The 16,330-nt window shown below is 57.9% G+C and carries 15 protein-coding genes; 10 read left to right on the top strand and 5 right to left on the bottom strand.

Going from position 1 to position 16,330, the window contains the following annotated elements:
* Positions 1-60: 60 nt before the first annotated feature.
* On the bottom strand, positions 61-1,485 hold the full coding sequence (gene aspA, locus GHO25_RS16220) for an aspartate ammonia-lyase (RefSeq protein WP_048373753.1): 1,425 nt from the start codon (positions 1,483-1,485) through the stop codon (positions 61-63).
* Between the two features lie 180 nt (positions 1,486-1,665).
* Between aspA and GHO25_RS16215 the strand changes: the two genes are divergently transcribed.
* Positions 1,666-2,574: a LysR substrate-binding domain-containing protein gene (locus tag GHO25_RS16215; RefSeq protein ID WP_048373755.1), complete on the top strand. Its 909-nt coding sequence runs from the start codon at positions 1,666-1,668 to the stop codon at positions 2,572-2,574.
* A 50-nt stretch (positions 2,575-2,624) separates the two neighbouring features.
* On the opposite strand, the gene GHO25_RS16210 is transcribed toward GHO25_RS16215, so the two are convergent.
* Complete coding sequence (locus tag GHO25_RS16210) at positions 2,625-3,221, bottom strand: reprolysin-like metallopeptidase (protein ID WP_153391241.1); 597 nt, start codon at positions 3,219-3,221, stop codon at positions 2,625-2,627.
* A 40-nt stretch (positions 3,222-3,261) separates the two neighbouring features.
* Complete coding sequence (locus tag GHO25_RS16205; protein ID WP_178110112.1) at positions 3,262-3,816, bottom strand: M12 family metallo-peptidase; 555 nt, start codon at positions 3,814-3,816, stop codon at positions 3,262-3,264.
* Between the two features lie 434 nt (positions 3,817-4,250).
* Between GHO25_RS16205 and purE the strand changes: the two genes are divergently transcribed.
* The 4 genes from purE to GHO25_RS16185 all read left to right on the top strand — a co-directional run bounded on the left by purE (position 4,251) and on the right by GHO25_RS16185 (position 6,809).
* Positions 4,251-4,742: a 5-(carboxyamino)imidazole ribonucleotide mutase gene (purE, locus tag GHO25_RS16200; RefSeq protein WP_047279087.1), complete on the top strand. Its 492-nt coding sequence runs from the start codon at positions 4,251-4,253 to the stop codon at positions 4,740-4,742.
* A gap of 11 nt (positions 4,743-4,753) precedes the next feature.
* Complete coding sequence (locus GHO25_RS16195) at positions 4,754-5,839, top strand: 5-(carboxyamino)imidazole ribonucleotide synthase (RefSeq protein ID WP_153391237.1); 1,086 nt, start codon at positions 4,754-4,756, stop codon at positions 5,837-5,839.
* Positions 5,840-5,943: 104 nt separating this feature from the next.
* Complete coding sequence (locus GHO25_RS16190; protein ID WP_048373764.1) at positions 5,944-6,192, top strand: GlsB/YeaQ/YmgE family stress response membrane protein; 249 nt, start codon at positions 5,944-5,946, stop codon at positions 6,190-6,192.
* Positions 6,193-6,272: 80 nt separating this feature from the next.
* A complete protein-coding gene (locus tag GHO25_RS16185; RefSeq protein ID WP_123750571.1) occupies positions 6,273-6,809 on the top strand; it encodes a DUF3299 domain-containing protein in 537 nt (178 codons plus the stop codon).
* Positions 6,810-6,898: 89 nt separating this feature from the next.
* Here the strand turns inward: GHO25_RS16185 and GHO25_RS16180 are convergent, their stop codons facing one another.
* Together GHO25_RS16180 and GHO25_RS16175 are read right to left on the bottom strand one after the other, a co-directional pair.
* Positions 6,899-7,795 carry a D-hexose-6-phosphate mutarotase gene (locus tag GHO25_RS16180; protein WP_153391235.1) on the bottom strand — a complete coding sequence of 299 codons (897 nt, stop codon included), beginning with the start codon at positions 7,793-7,795 and terminating at the stop codon, positions 6,899-6,901.
* A 25-nt stretch (positions 7,796-7,820) separates the two neighbouring features.
* Positions 7,821-8,222 carry an acyl-CoA thioesterase gene (locus GHO25_RS16175; protein ID WP_048373769.1) on the bottom strand — a complete coding sequence of 134 codons (402 nt, stop codon included), beginning with the start codon at positions 8,220-8,222 and terminating at the stop codon, positions 7,821-7,823.
* 373 nt (positions 8,223-8,595) lie between these two features.
* Here GHO25_RS16175 and GHO25_RS16170 point away from each other — a divergent pair, with 373 nt between their 5' ends.
* The 5 genes from GHO25_RS16170 (at position 8,596) to pstB (ending at position 16,220) form a co-directional block, all read left to right on the top strand.
* On the top strand, positions 8,596-9,885 hold the full coding sequence (locus tag GHO25_RS16170) for an MFS transporter (protein ID WP_048373771.1): 1,290 nt from the start codon (positions 8,596-8,598) through the stop codon (positions 9,883-9,885).
* 165 nt (positions 9,886-10,050) lie between these two features.
* Positions 10,051-11,037 carry a phosphate ABC transporter substrate-binding protein PstS family protein gene (locus tag GHO25_RS16165; protein ID WP_048373778.1) on the top strand — a complete coding sequence of 329 codons (987 nt, stop codon included), beginning with the start codon at positions 10,051-10,053 and terminating at the stop codon, positions 11,035-11,037.
* Positions 11,038-11,234: 197 nt separating this feature from the next.
* On the top strand, positions 11,235-13,520 hold the full coding sequence (locus GHO25_RS16160; RefSeq protein ID WP_048373780.1) for an ABC transporter permease subunit: 2,286 nt from the start codon (positions 11,235-11,237) through the stop codon (positions 13,518-13,520).
* A gap of 15 nt (positions 13,521-13,535) precedes the next feature.
* A complete protein-coding gene (gene pstA / locus GHO25_RS16155; protein WP_178110111.1) occupies positions 13,536-15,206 on the top strand; it encodes a phosphate ABC transporter permease PstA in 1,671 nt (556 codons plus the stop codon).
* Between the two features lie 180 nt (positions 15,207-15,386).
* Positions 15,387-16,220: a phosphate ABC transporter ATP-binding protein PstB gene (pstB, locus tag GHO25_RS16150; protein WP_048373783.1), complete on the top strand. Its 834-nt coding sequence runs from the start codon at positions 15,387-15,389 to the stop codon at positions 16,218-16,220.
* Positions 16,221-16,330: the final 110 nt, after the last annotated feature.

Raw genomic sequence — 16,330 nt, 5'->3', positions numbered from 1 at the left:
GTGAGAGGTGTCTAGTCCCTCGACCTGGTGAGCTTCAAATCGGTAGCGGGTGTTACGGCGTTAGTCCTTCAAAGGCACCAAACGCGGGGCAATCATGTTTTCCGGGCGCAGGATGTCGTCGAGCATGGCGTCGTCGAGCAAGCCTTCTTCGCGCACCAGTTCCAGTACGCCACGGCCGCTTTCAAGGGCGATACGGGCGATACGGGTGGCGTTTTTGTAGCCGATGTACGGGTTCAGTGCAGTTACCAGGCCGATCGAGTGTTCGACCAGTTCACGGCAGCGTGCTTCGTTGGCGGTGATGCCGACGATGCAGTGTTCGCGCAGCATGTCCATGGCGCGTTGCAGCAGGCGGATCGAGTCGAGCACCTTGAAGGCGATCAGCGGCTCCATCACGTTCAGTTGCAGTTGGCCGCCTTCGGCTGCCATGGTCAGCGCCAAGTCGTTACCGATGACCTGGAAGGCTACCTGGTTAACAGCTTCCGGAATAACCGGGTTGACCTTACCGGGCATGATCGAGCTGCCTGGCTGACGCGCTGGCAGGTTGATTTCGTTGATGCCGGTGCGTGGGCCGCTGGACAGCAGACGCAGGTCGTTGCAGATCTTCGACAGCTTGACCGCGGTGCGCTTGAGCATGCCGGAGAACAGCACGAAGGCGCCCATGTCGGAGGTGGCTTCGATCAGGTCGGCGGCCGGTACCAGCGGCTGACCGCTGATCAGCGCCAGACGCTGTACGGCCAGCGCTTGGTAGCGCGGGTCAGCGTTGATGCCGGTACCGATCGCGGTGCCGCCCAGGTTCACTTCAGTCAGCAGTTCCGGAGCCAGCGTCTTCAGACGGGCCAGGTCTTCGCCCATGGTGGTGGCGAAGGCACGGAATTCTTGACCCAAGGTCATCGGTACGGCGTCTTGCAGTTGGGTACGACCCATCTTCAGGACGTGGTTGAATTCAACACCCTTGGCGGCGAAGGCCTGAATCAGGCTGTCGAGGCTGGCCAGCAGGGCGTCATGGCCCAGCAGCAGACCCAGACGGATCGCGGTCGGGTAGGCATCGTTGGTCGACTGCGCCATGTTGACGTCGTCGTTCGGGTGCAGGTACTGGTACTCGCCTTTCTGGTGACCCATTGCTTCGAGAGCAATGTTGGCGATCACTTCGTTGGCGTTCATGTTGGTGGAGGTACCGGCGCCACCTTGAATCATGTCGACCACGAATTCTTCGTGGAAGTCACCGCGGATCAATCGTGCACAGGCTTCGCTGATGGCGGCGTGCTTGGCAGCGCTCAGATGCCCCAGTTCACGGTTGGCGTCTGCAGCGGCCTGTTTGACCATTGCCAGACCGACAACCAGTTTTGGGTAATGCGAAATCGGAACGCCCGAGAGGCGGAAGTTATTCACCGCTCGCAGGGTCTGGATGCCGTAATACGCTTGAGCCGGTACTTCGAGGGCGCCAAGTAGGTCGTTTTCTGTGCGGAATGATGCAGCGGAGGACATGATAGAAATCATCTCGATATGGACCCGGTCTGGGCCGGAACGCTGCGAATCCTAGGCTTGCAGACTATTTTGGGCCAATGCCTTTAAACACTATCCTATGCAGAAACGGCATAATGGCGACGTGACGCGACCGCCGCGTCGAACGTGTGACCCAATTTGGTGCGCGTCCGGGAGGACTCGATGAATCTCGAAAGTAAATGGCTGGAGGACTTCAGTGCCCTGGCCGCCACTCGCAGTTTTTCTCAGGCGGCAGAGCGCCGCTTTGTGACTCAGCCAGCTTTCAGCCGACGTATTCGCAGCCTCGAAGCGGCCCTGGGGCTGACCTTGGTGAATCGTTCCCGCACCCCGGTGGAGTTGACTGCGGCCGGTCAGCTGTTTTTGGTTACGGCGCGCACGGTGGTCGAGCAGCTTGGCGAGGTGTTGCGTCACTTGCATCACCTCGAAGGCGGGCAGGGCGAGGTCATGCAAGTGGCGGCTGCGCACTCTCTGGCGCTGGGGTTTTTCCCGCGCTGGATCGCTCAATTGCGCAACGAAGGGTTGAACATCGCCACGCGGCTGGTTGCGACTAACGTCGGAGACGCGGTGCACGCTTTGCGCGAAGGCGGCTGCGATTTGATGCTGGCTTTTTACGATCCGGACGCTGCGTTGCAGATGGATCCGGAGATTTTTCCGTCGCTGCACTTGGGCAACACCGAAATGCTGCCCGTGTGCGCTGCCGATGCTGACGGCAAGCCGCTGTTTGATCTGGAAGGTGAAGGCAGCGTGCCGTTGCTGGCGTACAGCGCCGGGGCGTTTCTTGGGCGCTCGGTCAACTTGCTGCTGCGCCAGCGTGCCCTGCGGTTTACCACTATTTATGAAACCGCGATGGCGGACAGCCTCAAGAGCATGGCGCTGGAAGGTCTGGGTATCGCCTGGGTTCCGCGTTTAAGTGTGCGGGCAGAGCTTGAGCGGGGCGAACTGGTGATCTGTGGCGGCCCGCAATGGCACGTGCCGCTAGAGATTCGCCTGTATCGCTGCGCGTTGGTGCGCAAGGCGAACGTGCGATTGTTGTGGCGCAAGCTGGAAGGCGGGGCGTCATCGACCCCTTAAGTGAAGGCCGGGCGTGACGGCCTTCATTCAACGGTTCTCAGCAACTGTTGTCAGTCGAGCTGGCTGACATAGTTGCGGATATTTCCACGGTTCTCATCGCTGTAGCGAAAGCGTGCGCAGGTCCCCTCTTTACGCTCCGTTGCCATGAATGTTGCACACCCGTGGGCGCTAAATTGTTCGGGGTCCACATAGTAAGAGGTCGCCGCGTGGGTTGCGCCGAAACAGTGGCCTATTTCATGAGCCACGACAGTGCGGCCCAAGGTAGTGGCGAAAGCGATGTTGGATTCCTGCAAGGCCAAGCCTTCGACCCCCTGGGCAGGGGATAAGTAGCCATCAATCAGTATCAGGTATATATCAGTGGCTTTGGCTGTTCGTTGCTGCGCAACCCTGTACGCATCAACGGCGTGATTGATGTCAGCTGAAATCAATCCTATATAGTCGTCTAAATTTGGGTATCGGGTTGCATATGACAGGTAGTCAAAGTCTGTCATGCCTGGCGTGTCGTAGATAAATTCAACGTTGACTGGGCGCTTTGTTATGTCTGAAAGTTCAGGCGTGAAGTGAGTGAAAAACATGCCTTTCAGGTGTTCTTCATTTTTTAACATGACAGTGTCATGGACAAAGGTATAAATATTAATCGGGAGCATGGCTGATTACACCGTTTAGTAAAGATCAGAGACTTATGAGTTAAGGGGCATCGCTCAGGAAGGCTTTGATGCGCTCTCTGTTTTTTGGCGTATAGCGATAACAGTTGCCTCGGACATTGGATATGTCTTGATACATGTACGTCTCACATTCACCGCCCCACGCATTCCAGCCCAATTCGGCATCTTCATGGGTTGCGTTGAAACTGTGACCGATCTCATGGGCAATCACTTGATAGGACTGGGCGCTGGCAATGACGGCAGGTTTGCCGGGGTAGGCGCACCCCAGGGTCGTGGCGTTGATCGGGTCTTTGGTGACTAAAATATAGCGCTCGGTTTTTCCCCACTCCAAACCCTTGTCGTTTTTGTAGCCGGCGGCGGCTTTTTGCCAACTCCATAAAATGTCATCTACGTTTTCGCCCTTGTAGTTATGGTCTGTCAGACCCTGTACATGACGTACTTCATTAAAGGCAAAGGACCTGCCGGTAATAAAAGCTATTTCATCCGTAAACTCCTTGAAATAGCCCCGGCCCAGCGTGTGGGCGATGCTGCCTGGGACATCATCGTGAACAAAGATATAAAGCGTAATCGGTTTCATGTTAATCATCCTTAATTGTGGCGCTGACACATTATTGAGTGTTGTGAGCGCCGCCTGCAGTCCTTGCAGGTAGTTGGTTATTTGGGTGCTGCATAAAGAGTTAAGCGGTTATTGCGTGAGTGTGTGAGGCGTCTAATTCGATGCGGCAAGTAGTCAATATCACCTCAGATCGTAAGTCTGACAGCAGGAGGCAACATGCCTCCAATGCTGTTAATTATTGACCTGTCGGTCAGTAAAACCAGTCGTTTCGGGGTTTGATTTGCCTGCAGACAGATGGTCGCCAAAGGTGCTTTCAAATGGCCTCTTTGGGGTATACTGCGCGGCCTTCGGCTGGCATGACCGGCCTTAATTTCTATAACAAGCCACGTCGGATCCTCCACGTGGCTTGTTGTTTTTTGACGCGCCTGCGGGCGCCCAAGAGAAGAGGCGCGACGATGAGTGCACTGGTAGGCGTGATCATGGGCTCCAAGTCCGATTGGTCCACCCTCAGCCACACCGCCGATATGCTGGAAAAACTCGGCATCCCTTACGAAGTTAAAGTGGTCTCTGCCCACCGGACTCCGGATTTGCTGTTCCAGTATGCCGAAGAGGCCGAAGGCCGCGGGATCGAGGTCATTATTGCCGGAGCCGGTGGCGCAGCCCACTTGCCTGGCATGTGTGCCGCTAAAACCCATTTGCCTGTACTGGGTGTGCCGGTGCAATCGTCGATGCTGTCGGGTGTCGACTCGCTGCTGTCGATCGTGCAAATGCCGGCTGGCATTCCGGTCGCTACTCTGGCCATCGGCAAAGCTGGCGCGATCAACGCCGCGCTGTTGTCGGCGAGCATTCTGGGCGCCAAGCACCCGCAGTTCCATACCGTATTGAAAGCATTCCGTGCAGAGCAGACTGACAGCGTGCTGGACAATCCAGACCCGCGCCTGGCCTGAGGTTTTTGACGATGAAAATCGGTGTAATCGGTGGCGGCCAACTCGGTCGCATGCTGGCCCTGGCGGGGACTCCGCTGGGCATGAACTTCGCCTTCCTGGACCCGGCACCTGATGCCTGTGCTGCTGCCTTGGGCGAGCACATTCGTGCGGACTACGGCGATCAGGATCATCTGCGCCAGTTGGCTGACCAGGTTGATCTGGTGACGTTTGAGTTTGAAAGCGTCCCGGCTGAAACCGTGGCATTCCTGTCGCAATTCGTTCCGGTTTACCCGAGTGCCGATGCCCTGCGCATTGCCCGTGACCGCTGGTTCGAAAAGAGCATGTTCAAGGACTTGGGCATTCCGACGCCTGCGTTCGCTGACATCCAGTCCCAGGCGGATCTGGACGCGGCGGTGGCCAGCATCGGTCTGCCTGCGGTGCTCAAAACCCGCACCCTGGGTTATGACGGCAAAGGTCAGAAAGTGCTGCGCACTGCGGCTGATGTTGAAGGGACGTTTGCTGAGCTGGGCAGTGTTGCCTGCCTGCTGGAAGGCTTTGTGCCGTTTACCGGTGAAGTGTCGCTGATCGCCGTGCGCGGTCGTGATGGCGAAACCCGGTTTTACCCGCTGGTGCACAACACCCACGACAGCGGCATTCTCAAGTTGTCGGTAGCGAGCACGGATCATCCGCTGCAAGCCTTGGCCGAAGACTATTCCAGCCGCGTGCTCAAGCACTTGGATTACGTGGGCGTGATGGCTTTCGAGTTCTTTGAAGTCGACGGTGGCCTCAAGGCCAACGAAATTGCCCCGCGTGTGCACAACTCCGGCCACTGGACCACCGAAGGCGCCGAGTGCAGCCAGTTCGAAAACCATCTGCGCGCCATCGCTGGCCTGCCGCTGGGTTCGACGGCCAAGGTGGGCGAGAGCGCCATGCTCAACTTCATCGGCCGCGTGCCACCGGTTGAGCAGGTGATCGCGATTGCCGACTGCCATTTGCATCATTACGGCAAAGCCTTCAAGGCCGGCCGCAAGGTGGGCCATGCCAACCTGCGCTGCGCCGACATGGCCACCCTGAACTCGCAAATCCAGCGCGTTGAGGCGTTGATCGACGAGGCATAAGTCTGCAGTCGACGGAACCATTGAGGTGCCGTTGCTCTCTGATGGCGTGAAACCAAAGTGCTGACTAGGCTTTGGTTAACGCCATCTAATGAGAGGACGCGTGCATGGGCATCATCGGAACCATTTTTATCGGCTTGATCGTTGGCCTGCTGGCTCGTTTCCTGAAACCGGGTGACGACAGCATGGGCTGGATCATGACCATCATTCTGGGTATCGCGGGCTCTTTGGCGGCGACCTATGGTGGGCAGGCGTTGGGTATCTACCATGCTGGCGAAGGTGCCGGCTTTATTGGTGCGGTCATCGGCGCCATTATCCTGCTGGTCATTTACGGCATGGTGAAGAAAAAGAGCTGATCGCGTGCAGCCCTCTCTGCGCTGATCGCAGAGAGGGCTAGAATGCGCGACGTATTCACTTCTCTTTGATTGAGCTCTTCATGCGCCGCCTTCTATTGACCTTTCTTTTGCTGGGCTGCGGCCTGGTACACGCGGCAGAACTGCCCGAAACCGACTGGCTGGACTTGATGCCCAAGTCGGATCAAAAAGCCCTCGAAGCCATGCCTGAAATCGATCACAACTCGCCTGAAGCTCAGGGGACGTTTACCGATAAGGGTGGCTTGAAGCAAAGCAAAGGCCTGCCGGCCGTGATGTATTCCAACAAAACGGTTGCCAGCATGAACGGCAAAAACATCCGTTTGGGCGGTTACCCCGTGCCGTTGGAAACCGACGCCAAGGGTCGCAGCACGCTGTTTTTCCTGGTGCCTTACCCGGGGGCTTGCATCCATGTGCCGCCGCCGCCGCCCAACCAATTGGTGCTGGTGCGCTATCCAAAAGGCTTGAAGCTGGACGACATCTACACGCCGCTGTGGGTGATGGGCACGCTGAAAGTCGAGAAGGTCAGCAATGACCTGGCAGATGCGGCTTATGCACTGGATGCCAGCAAAGTGCGGGTGGTGGTTGAGGCGGATTTGTAACAGCTGCCTGGACTGTAGGAGCCGCCGCAGGCTGCGATCTTTTGACGTTCAAAAAGATCGCAGCCGTCGTTCCTCGGCAGCTCCTACGTTCAGGCCAGTTTTTGGCTGCTGATGCTCACACTCAAGGTGTGGTTTGCGCCTGGCGCCAGGGTGATGATGTCGTCCATGACGTTGGCGGTTTCGATGCACAGCATGCGTTGCCAGCCATCTAAAGCCATGTCGCCGAGGGTGGCTGTTTTGTCGATCCACGGGTTCCAGATCACGGCAGAGCGCGAGCCTTGGCTGGTGAGCTGAATGCGGCGGTGCCAGTCTGCATCGACAATGCTCAACTGTGGCGGTGTGTCCAGGTAGATACGGTCAGTCTCACCGGTAAAGGTCAAGTTGCCGATTTGTGGCACACGCCTCCAGTCGTCGAGGGTTTCGATGTAGGTCAGCCCGTCAACGCCTTCGACATGAACGTTGCGTACGTCACTGACCGCGAAATAGCTGTGCAGCGCCTGGCTGATGCTCACCGGTGCGTCGCTGCGGTTGTGGCTGGTGAGGCTGACATGCAACTGGGTATCGAGACGGATGTTCAGGGTCAGTGCCACGTGATGGGGCCAACCGGGCAGGCCGCCTTCGATGTGGGGCAGGCCCAACTCAATGTGCAGGGCTTCACCTGCATCGTCGATTTCCAGCACTTCCCATTCACGGGTGCGCACCAGACCGTGGGCGGTGGCGGGCTCAGTACTGTCGTGCATGGCCTGCACGCTGTCCGGGTTGCGCGCCAGGTTGCCAAACCACGGCCAGCACACTGGCATGCCGGTGCGGATGCCATGACCTTTTTTGAATTGGGCTTTTTCATTGAGCCAGATAATGGGCGGCTCATCGCCCACCTGGTAGCTGAGCACCTGCGCGCCTTGTTTGGCGACCAGTAGCTGGGCCTGGCCATGCTGAAAGTGCCAGCACTCCAGTTCGTCCAGGGTGACAGACTCAATGTGGTACATGGCAGGCTCTCTATACAGGGGCGGGTTAGCGGCGTGGCGGAACGGAACGTGTGCGGCCGCTGCCATCAATGGCAACGAAGACAAACACGGCTTCGGTGACTTTGCGCCATTCGCTGGACAGCGGGTCGTCGCTCCAGACTTCAACCATCATCTGGATCGAGCTGCGGCCGATTTCCAGTGCCTGGGTATAGAACGACAACTGCGCGCCGACGGCCACAGGCACCAGAAACGCCATGCGATCAATCGCGACGGTGGCTACTCGGCCACCCGCAACCTTGCTGGCCATTGCGGTACCGGCCAGGTCCATTTGCGAGACCAGCCAGCCACCAAAAATATCGCCGAAACCATTGGTTTCGCGTGGCAATGCGGTGATTTGCAAAGCGAGGTCGCCTTGCGGGATTGGATCTTCTTGTTCGAGCTCTATCATGCCGAAGGGCCTCTGACCCGTGATTCATCTTGTGTATTGCGGGTGAATAAGCGTCTAAAGAAAAACGATTCAGCCCGAACATACTACGTTCGTCACGTTCTTCATAAGCCGCGCCAAGGGAAACTCTGCGAAATCGGCTGGGGAGGGCCCAGCGGGCGCTTTCGCACAGCAACCTTGGTAGTTTCCGAATGTTTCATTCGGGCACGAGTATATCGGGCCATCGCTCGCCCGACGACCTTCCGGTTCTGCTTTTTCAAGCCGCTGTGCGTCTAGCTCTATGCTTTTGCAAACAATTTGTTATCTTTCAAGGCCTACCAAGCCTTGCCGGCATCGATGCAGCTTTCGCCGCACCTAATAAGAGAAGCCATACCTCATGATCACTGAGCCTTCCAGTGCCGCACCCCCCTCGCGACCGTTGTCGCGTAATGACCTCAAAACCTTGTCGTTGTCCGCTCTGGGCGGTGCGCTGGAGTTTTACGATTTCATCATCTTTGTGTTCTTCGCCACGGTCGTCGGGAAGCTGTTTTTCCCGGCTGACATGCCCGAGTGGCTTCGCCTGATGCAGACCTTTGGCATTTTTGCCGCGGGTTACCTGGCGCGTCCTTTGGGTGGCATCGTCATGGCGCACTTCGGCGACCTGCTGGGCCGTAAAAAGATGTTTACCTTGAGCATTTTCATGATGGCCGTGCCGACCCTGATCATGGGGTTGCTGCCAACGTATGAGCAGATCGGCATGCTGGCGCCGATCCTGTTGCTGCTGATGCGGGTGATCCAGGGCGCGGCCATTGGTGGTGAAGTGCCGGGGGCATGGGTTTTTGTTTCGGAACACGTGCCGGCGCGTCACGTTGGCTACGCCTGCGGCACCCTGACCTGCGGCTTGACGGCCGGTATTCTGCTGGGCTCGTTGGTGGCAACCGCCATCAACTCGATCTACACCCCGGCCGAAGTCTCGGACTTCGCCTGGCGAATTCCATTCCTGTTGGGCGGTGTGTTCGGTTTGTTTGCGGTGTACCTGCGCCGCTGGCTGCACGAGACCCCGGTGTTTGCCGAGCTGCAACTGCGCAAGGCGCTGGCCGAAGAAGTACCGCTTAAAACGGTATTGCGTGACCACCGTGGCGCCATTGTGATTTCGATGCTGCTGACCTGGCTGCTGTCTGCCGGGATCATCGTGATCATCTTGATGACCCCGACTGTGTTGCAAACCGTGTATGGCTTCCCGGCCACCACTTCATTACAAGCCAACAGCCTGGCCATTGTGTTCCTGAGCCTGGGATGTATCGCCTCGGGTGCCCTGGCTGATCGCTTTGGCGCGGGCAAGGTTTTTGTAGTGGGCTGCGCTGCGCTGTTGATCACGTCGTGGACCTTCTATCACAGCCTGTTGCAGCACCCGGATTGGCTATTCCCGCTGTATGCCTTGAGCGGTTTGTTTGTAGGCACCATCGGCGCGGTGCCGTATGTCATGGTTAAAGCCTTCCCACCTGTGATCCGTTTCAGCGGTTTGTCGTTCTCGTACAACCTGGCCTACGCAATCTTCGGCGGCCTGACGCCCATGGCCGTGACCTTGTTGCTCAAGGAAAGCCCGATGGGCCCGGCGTATTACGTGGCGATTATTTCTCTGATGGGCCTGTGTGTGGGCGCTTATCTGTGGAAAAAGGGGCGCTGATCACGCGGCTTAAGCTCCACGCCTTTTAGCAGTCTCGATAAGTGCCATCATTTATGGCTCAATGATGGCATTTCATCTAATTGTCACAATCGGTTCATAGAGTGTTCATCAGGCCTGCTGATACTGGCCCCCGATTCATCTAACCCGGTTTGCTAGGAGTAAGGCATGAAACTGAAGCGTGTGATGGCGGCCCTGACTTTTGTCGCCGCGGGCGTTGCGGCTGCTAACGCAGTTGCGACGGGTGTAGATCCGACTATCCCGGCTTACACCAAGACCACCGGTGTGTCTGGCAACCTGTCCAGCGTTGGTTCCGATACCCTGGCGAACCTGATGACATTGTGGGCTGAGGCTTACAAGAAAGAATATCCAAACGTAAACATCCAGATTCAGGCCGCTGGCTCTGCCACCGCGCCACCTGCGCTGACGGAAGGCACCTCTAACCTGGGCCCGATGAGCCGCAAAATGAAGGACACCGAACTGGCTGCTTTCGAGCAGAAGTACGGCTACAAGCCAACCGCCGTGCCGGTGGCTGTGGATGCCCTGGCGGTGTTCGTGCACAAGGACAACCCGATCCAGCACCTGACCATGGAACAAGTGGACGCGATTTTCTCGTCGACTCGTCTGTGCGGCGCTAAAGATGACGTGAAGACCTGGGGCGACCTGGGTGTCAAAGGCGACCTGGCCAACAAGCCGGTTCAGCTGTTTGGCCGTAACTCGGTATCCGGCACGTATGGCTACTTCAAAGAAGAAGCCCTGTGCAAAGGTGACTACAAGCCTAACGTGAACGAGCAACCAGGCTCGGCGTCGGTTGTGCAGTCCATCAGCTCCTCGCTGAACGGCATCGGTTACTCGGGCATCGGTTACAAAACCGCTAGCGTGAAGACCGTCGCACTGGCCAAAAAAGGCAGCACTGACTTCATCGAAGACACCGAAGAAAACGCACTGAACGGCAAATACCCGCTGTCGCGTTTCCTTTACGTGTACGTGAACAAGGCGCCTAACAAGCCGCTGAACCCGCTGGAAGCCGAGTTCATCAAGCTGGTCCTGTCCAAGCAAGGTCAGGAAGTGGTCGTGAAAGACGGCTACATCCCGCTGCCGGCTAAAGTGGCTGCAAAAGCCTTGGCTGACCTGGGTCTGAAAGAAGGCAACTAAGCCTTCTGCTATGCAGCAGGCTGCGATGAGGTTACGGTGCTAGCCGTTGCCTTGAGGTCTTGAGAGACTCATCGTAGCCTGCGGTAGCGACTACCGGTTCGCTGCATTTTCGTTCCGCTACCAGGTCCGCTGGTCAGCGGTTTTTTGCGTCACTGATTTGTCATCTTTTTGTCATACAGGCCCGCTAGGGTGTGCGCATGAATGATCTGGCCAATTCCCGAATGACTTCGACCTCCGCTCCCAAGCGCATTGATTTCAATACGCCTGAACTCAAACGCAAGCGTCGCATCCGTGCGCTCAAAGATCATCTGACCCGTTGGTATGTGTTTATTGGCGGCCTTGCCGTGCTGGGCGCCATCACGCTGATTTTCTTCTTCCTGGGCTATGTGGTGTACCCGCTGTTCCAGGGCGCTGACCTGACCGCCAAAACGGCGATAACGCCGGTGTGGATGCAAGACGCTGGCAAGCCCCTGATGCTCTCGGTTGAAGAGCAGAATCAGGTCGGTATGCGCGTGTCGGACAAGGGCATGGTGCTGTTCTTTAGCGTCAAGGATGGCAGCGAACTGTCGCGGGTTAACCTGCCGCTGCCGGTCGATACCCACGTGACTTCGCTCGGTGAAGACCAGCCGGGTAGCCCGGTGGTGGTGTTGGGCTTGTCCAATGGTCAGGCGCTGGTGTTCCGGCACACCTATAAAGTCAGTTATCCGGATGGCAAAAAGACCATCACCCCGGCCATTGAATACCCGTATGGCGATGCGCCGATCACCCTTGACCCGCGCGGCCTCGCGCTGGATCACGTGAACCTCAACGTGAACGACTCCACCGTCGTGCTGGCGGGGTCTACAGGCTCGCAACTGAACGTCGTCACGCTGACCAGCGAAGAGAACATGATGACCGGCGAGGTCACCAAGTCCGAAAGCCGCATCGACCTTCCGCAGATGACCGAGAAGGTCAAGGCGCTGTATATCGACCCGCGTCAGCAATGGCTGTATGTGGTCAACGGGCGGGCCCAGGCGGACGTGTTCAGCTTGCGCGACAAGAGCCTTAATGGCCGTTACAAACTGCTGGAAGACGCCAACACCGAAATCACCGCCAGCACGCAATTGGTCGGTGGGATCTCGCTGATTTTTGGTGATTCGAAAGGCGGATTGAGCCAGTGGTTTATGGCCCGTGATTCGGACGGCGAGCTGCGTTTCAAGCACATCCGCAGCTTCCAGATGGGCACCTCGCCGATTGTTGAAATTACCGCCGAGCAGCGCCGCAAAGGCTTTTTGGCTCTGGACGCGGCCGGTGAGATTGGCGTGTTCCATAGCACTGCGCATCGCACTTTATTAGTAGAAAAGGTCGCTGAAGGCCCTGGCATCATGGCGCTGTCGCCACGTGCGAACCGCATCATCGTGGAAGAGGGCGGCAAGTTGCTCCCGCTGTTCTTGAAGAACCCGCATCCGGAAGTGTCCTGGAGCGCGCTGTGGAGCAAGGTCTGGTACGAGAACTACGACGCACCTAAATACGTGTGGCAATCCACCGCTGCCAACACCGACTTCGAACCGAAGATGAGCCTGGCGCCGTTGACCTTCGGGACCTTGAAGGCGGCGTTCTACGCCATGCTGCTGGCCGCACCGCTGGCCGTTGCCGCAGCGATCTATACCGCTTACTTCATGGCCCCGAGCCTGCGCCGCAAGGTCAAGCCGGTGATCGAACTGATGGAAGCCATGCCGACGGTGATTCTGGGCTTCTTCGCCGGCCTGTTCCTGGCGCCGTATGTAGAAGGCCACTTGCCGGGTATTTTCAGCCTGCTGGTGCTGATGCCGGTGGGCATTCTGCTGGCGGGCTTTGGCTGGAGCCGCCTGCCGGAGTCCATTCGTTTGCGGATCCCGGAAGGCTGGGAAACGATCATTCTGATTCCTGTGGTGCTGCTGGTGTGTGGGCTGTCGCTGTACATGAGCCCGTACATGGAAGCCTGGTTCTTCGGCGGCGACATGCGCCTGTGGATCTCCCACGACCTGGGCATCACCTACGACCAGCGAAACGCATTGGTGGTGGGCCTGGCGATGGGCTTTGCGGTGATCCCGAACATCTACTCGATTGCTGAAGACGCCGTGTTCAGCGTGCCGCGCGGTCTGACGCTGGGCTCGCTGGCGCTGGGCGCTACGCCGTGGCAAACCATGACCCGCGTGGTCATCCTGACGGCCAGCCCGGGGATTTTCTCTGCCTTGATGATCGGCATGGGCCGTGCGGTTGGCGAGACCATGATTGTTTTGATGGCCACGGGTAACACCCCGGTCATGGAACTGAACCTGTTCGAAGGCTTGCGCACCTTGGCGGCGAACGTAGCGGTGGAGATGCCGGAGTCGGAGGTGGGCGGCAGTCATTACCGCGTGCTGTTCCTCTCGGCGCTGGTGCTGCTGTTGTTCACCTTTGTTATGAACACTCTTGCCGAGCTGATCCGTCAGCGTCTGCGCAAGAAATATTCGTCGCTTTAAGGAAGGTAGAAGTCTGTGAAGCAGAACTCCCTCAAAAGCTGGTTCAAGAGCGGCGCCCCCGGCGTCTGGATCAGCGGTGGTGCGGTGACCATCGCGGTCATCATGACTATCGGTTTGCTGTCGGTTATTGCCGTGCGCGGTCTGGGCCACTTTTGGCCAGCCGACCTGATACATGCGCAGTACAACGTGCCAGGCAGTGCTGATCACCTGGTGATCGGCGAAGTGGTGCAAAAAGAAGAAGTGCCCCGTGAGCGCCTGAAAAGTGCGGGCTTGCCTGTGCCTGAGCAAGGCCCGGAGTTCATGACGCGTGAGCTGATCAAGGTGGGTAACCGCGACCTCAACGGCAACGACTTTACCTGGGTGGTGGGTGAGTGGTTGACCGGCGAAAGCACGCCGCCAGAGCTGATGGCGATTGAGCGTCGCGAGTGGGGTAATTTCTACGGTTACCTGGTCAACGTGAAAGAAAACGGTCAGGTGGTGGCCGAAGGTGCTGCGGCCTGGCCCGAGCTGAAGGCGCGGGTCAAACGCGTTAATGCGCTGGCAGCGCAACTCAGCCAGCTGGAAAAGAAAGACATTGGCGCCATCAACGCCGGGCTGGAGCGCATTCGTTTGCACGGCCGCAAACTGGAGCTGGCGGGCAAGCTGGATGCCACCGCACAAGCAGACATGGACGCCGAGCGTGCCGAGCTGAACGCACGCTATAAAGCGGTTGAAGACCGCTTGGCCGACTTGCATGCACAGTTCAACCGCGACAGCCTCACGGCCCGTGATGCCAACGGCAAAGAGCTGGAGATCAACATCGGCAAAGTGGTCAAGGTTTACCAGCCGAACAACATGAACAGCTGGCAGAAGCTGGCCATGTATTTCAGCAATATCTGGGAGTTTTTGAGCCAGGACCCACGCGAAGCCAACACTGAGGGCGGGATCTTCCCGGCGATTTTCGGCACCGTGATGATGACCTTGATCATGGCCGTGATCGTGACCCCGTTCGGCGTTCTTGCTGCGGTGTACCTGCGTGAATACGCCAAGCAAAACACCCTGACTCGGGTCATCCGTATCGCGGTCAACAACCTCGCAGGCGTACCGGCCATTGTGTACGGGGTGTTTGGCCTGGGCTTCTTTGTGTACGTGTTGGGCGGTTCGGTTGACCGGCTGTTCTTTGCCGAAGCCTTGCCGGCGCCGACGTTCGGTACGCCGGGGCTGTTGTGGGCGTCGTTGACCCTGGCGCTGCTGGCGGTGCCGGTGGTGATTGTGGCCACAGAAGAAGGGCTGGCGCGTATCCCGCGTACCGTCCGTGAAGGTTCATTGGCCCTGGGTGCGACCAAGGCCGAGACCTTGTGGAAGATCGTGCTGCCGATGGCCAGCCCGGCCATGATGACCGGCCTGATCCTGGCCGTGGCCCGCGCCGCGGGTGAGGTGGCGCCGCTGATGCTGGTGGGCGTGGTCAAACTGGCGCCGTCGTTGCCGCTGGATGGCAACTACCCTTACTTGCACCTTGACCAGAAGATCATGCACCTGGGCTTCCACATTTATGACGTGGGCTTCCAGAGCCCCAACGTTGAAGCCGCCCGCCCGCTGGTGTACGCCACCGCGCTGCTGCTGGTGCTGGTGATCGCGACCCTGAACCTGTCGGCGGTGTGGATCCGTAACCACCTGCGCGAGAAGTACAAGGCGCTGGATAGCTGATTGATAACGGAATCTTAAGTGTGGGAGCGGGCTTGCTCGCGATGGCATCTCTGCGGTTTCAAGATTAGAGCGAGCCGCCTGAATCGCGAGCAAGCCCGCTCCCACAGAATCTGGCATACCACTGGCCCTTTTTAGTGACCATAGATAGCCAAAACGAATATTTAGCGTATGGAGCAACCCATGCAGCATGATTCCTCAACCCACGGCGTTAACATGTCAGCCTTGGGTCGCAGCAAACAGAGCCTGAGCCTGGCTGACGAAACCGTCGCCATTGAAGTGCCGGGCCTGAACCTGTACTACGGCGAAAAACAAGCACTGTACGACGTCAGCCTGAACATTCCGAAACAGCGGGTTACAGCGTTTATCGGCCCGTCGGGCTGCGGCAAGTCCACCTTGCTGCGTACCTTTAACCGCATGAACGATCTGGTTGACGGTTGCCGGGTGGAAGGCGAAATCAACCTGTATGGCCACAACATCTACCGCAAGGGCGAAGACGTGGCCGAGCTGCGCCGTCGTGTGGGCATGGTGTTCCAGAAGCCGAACCCGTTCCCCAAGACCATCTACGAAAACGTGGTGTACGGCCTGCGCATCCAGGGCATCAACAAAAAGCGCGTGCTCGACGAAGCGGTGGAGTGGGCACTTAAAGGCGCGGCTTTGTGGGACGAAGTAAAAGACCGTCTGCACGAGTCGGCACTGGGCTTGTCCGGTGGTCAGCAGCAGCGTCTGGTGATTGCCCGTACCATCGCTGTTGAACCTGAAGTGTTGCTGCTCGATGAGCCGTGCTCGGCGCTCGACCCGATTTCGACGCTGAAAGTCGAAGAACTGATCTACGAGCTCAAGTCCAAATTCACCATCGTCATCGTGACCCACAACATGCAACAGGCGGCCCGGGTTTCGGACTACACCGCGTTCATGTACATGGGCAAAATGGTTGAATACGGCGACACCGATACCCTGTTCACCAACCCGGCCAAAAAACAGACCGAAGACTACATTACCGGGCGCTATGGTTAGTAGCAGCGGCAAGCTTTTAGCTTCAAGCGGCAAGTTAAAGCAGCTTGGTGGAATGACAGAGATAGCTTGCGGCTTATGGCTTGCAGCTCACAGCTTTTGCGGAGCAAACC

Source organism: Pseudomonas sp. FSL R10-1350, assembly GCF_009600525.1.
GTDB classification, from domain to species: domain Bacteria; phylum Pseudomonadota; class Gammaproteobacteria; order Pseudomonadales; family Pseudomonadaceae; genus Aquipseudomonas; species Aquipseudomonas helleri.
The sequence above is the reverse complement of the archived record's forward strand: the minus strand, read 5'-3'. Positions and strand labels throughout refer to the sequence as shown.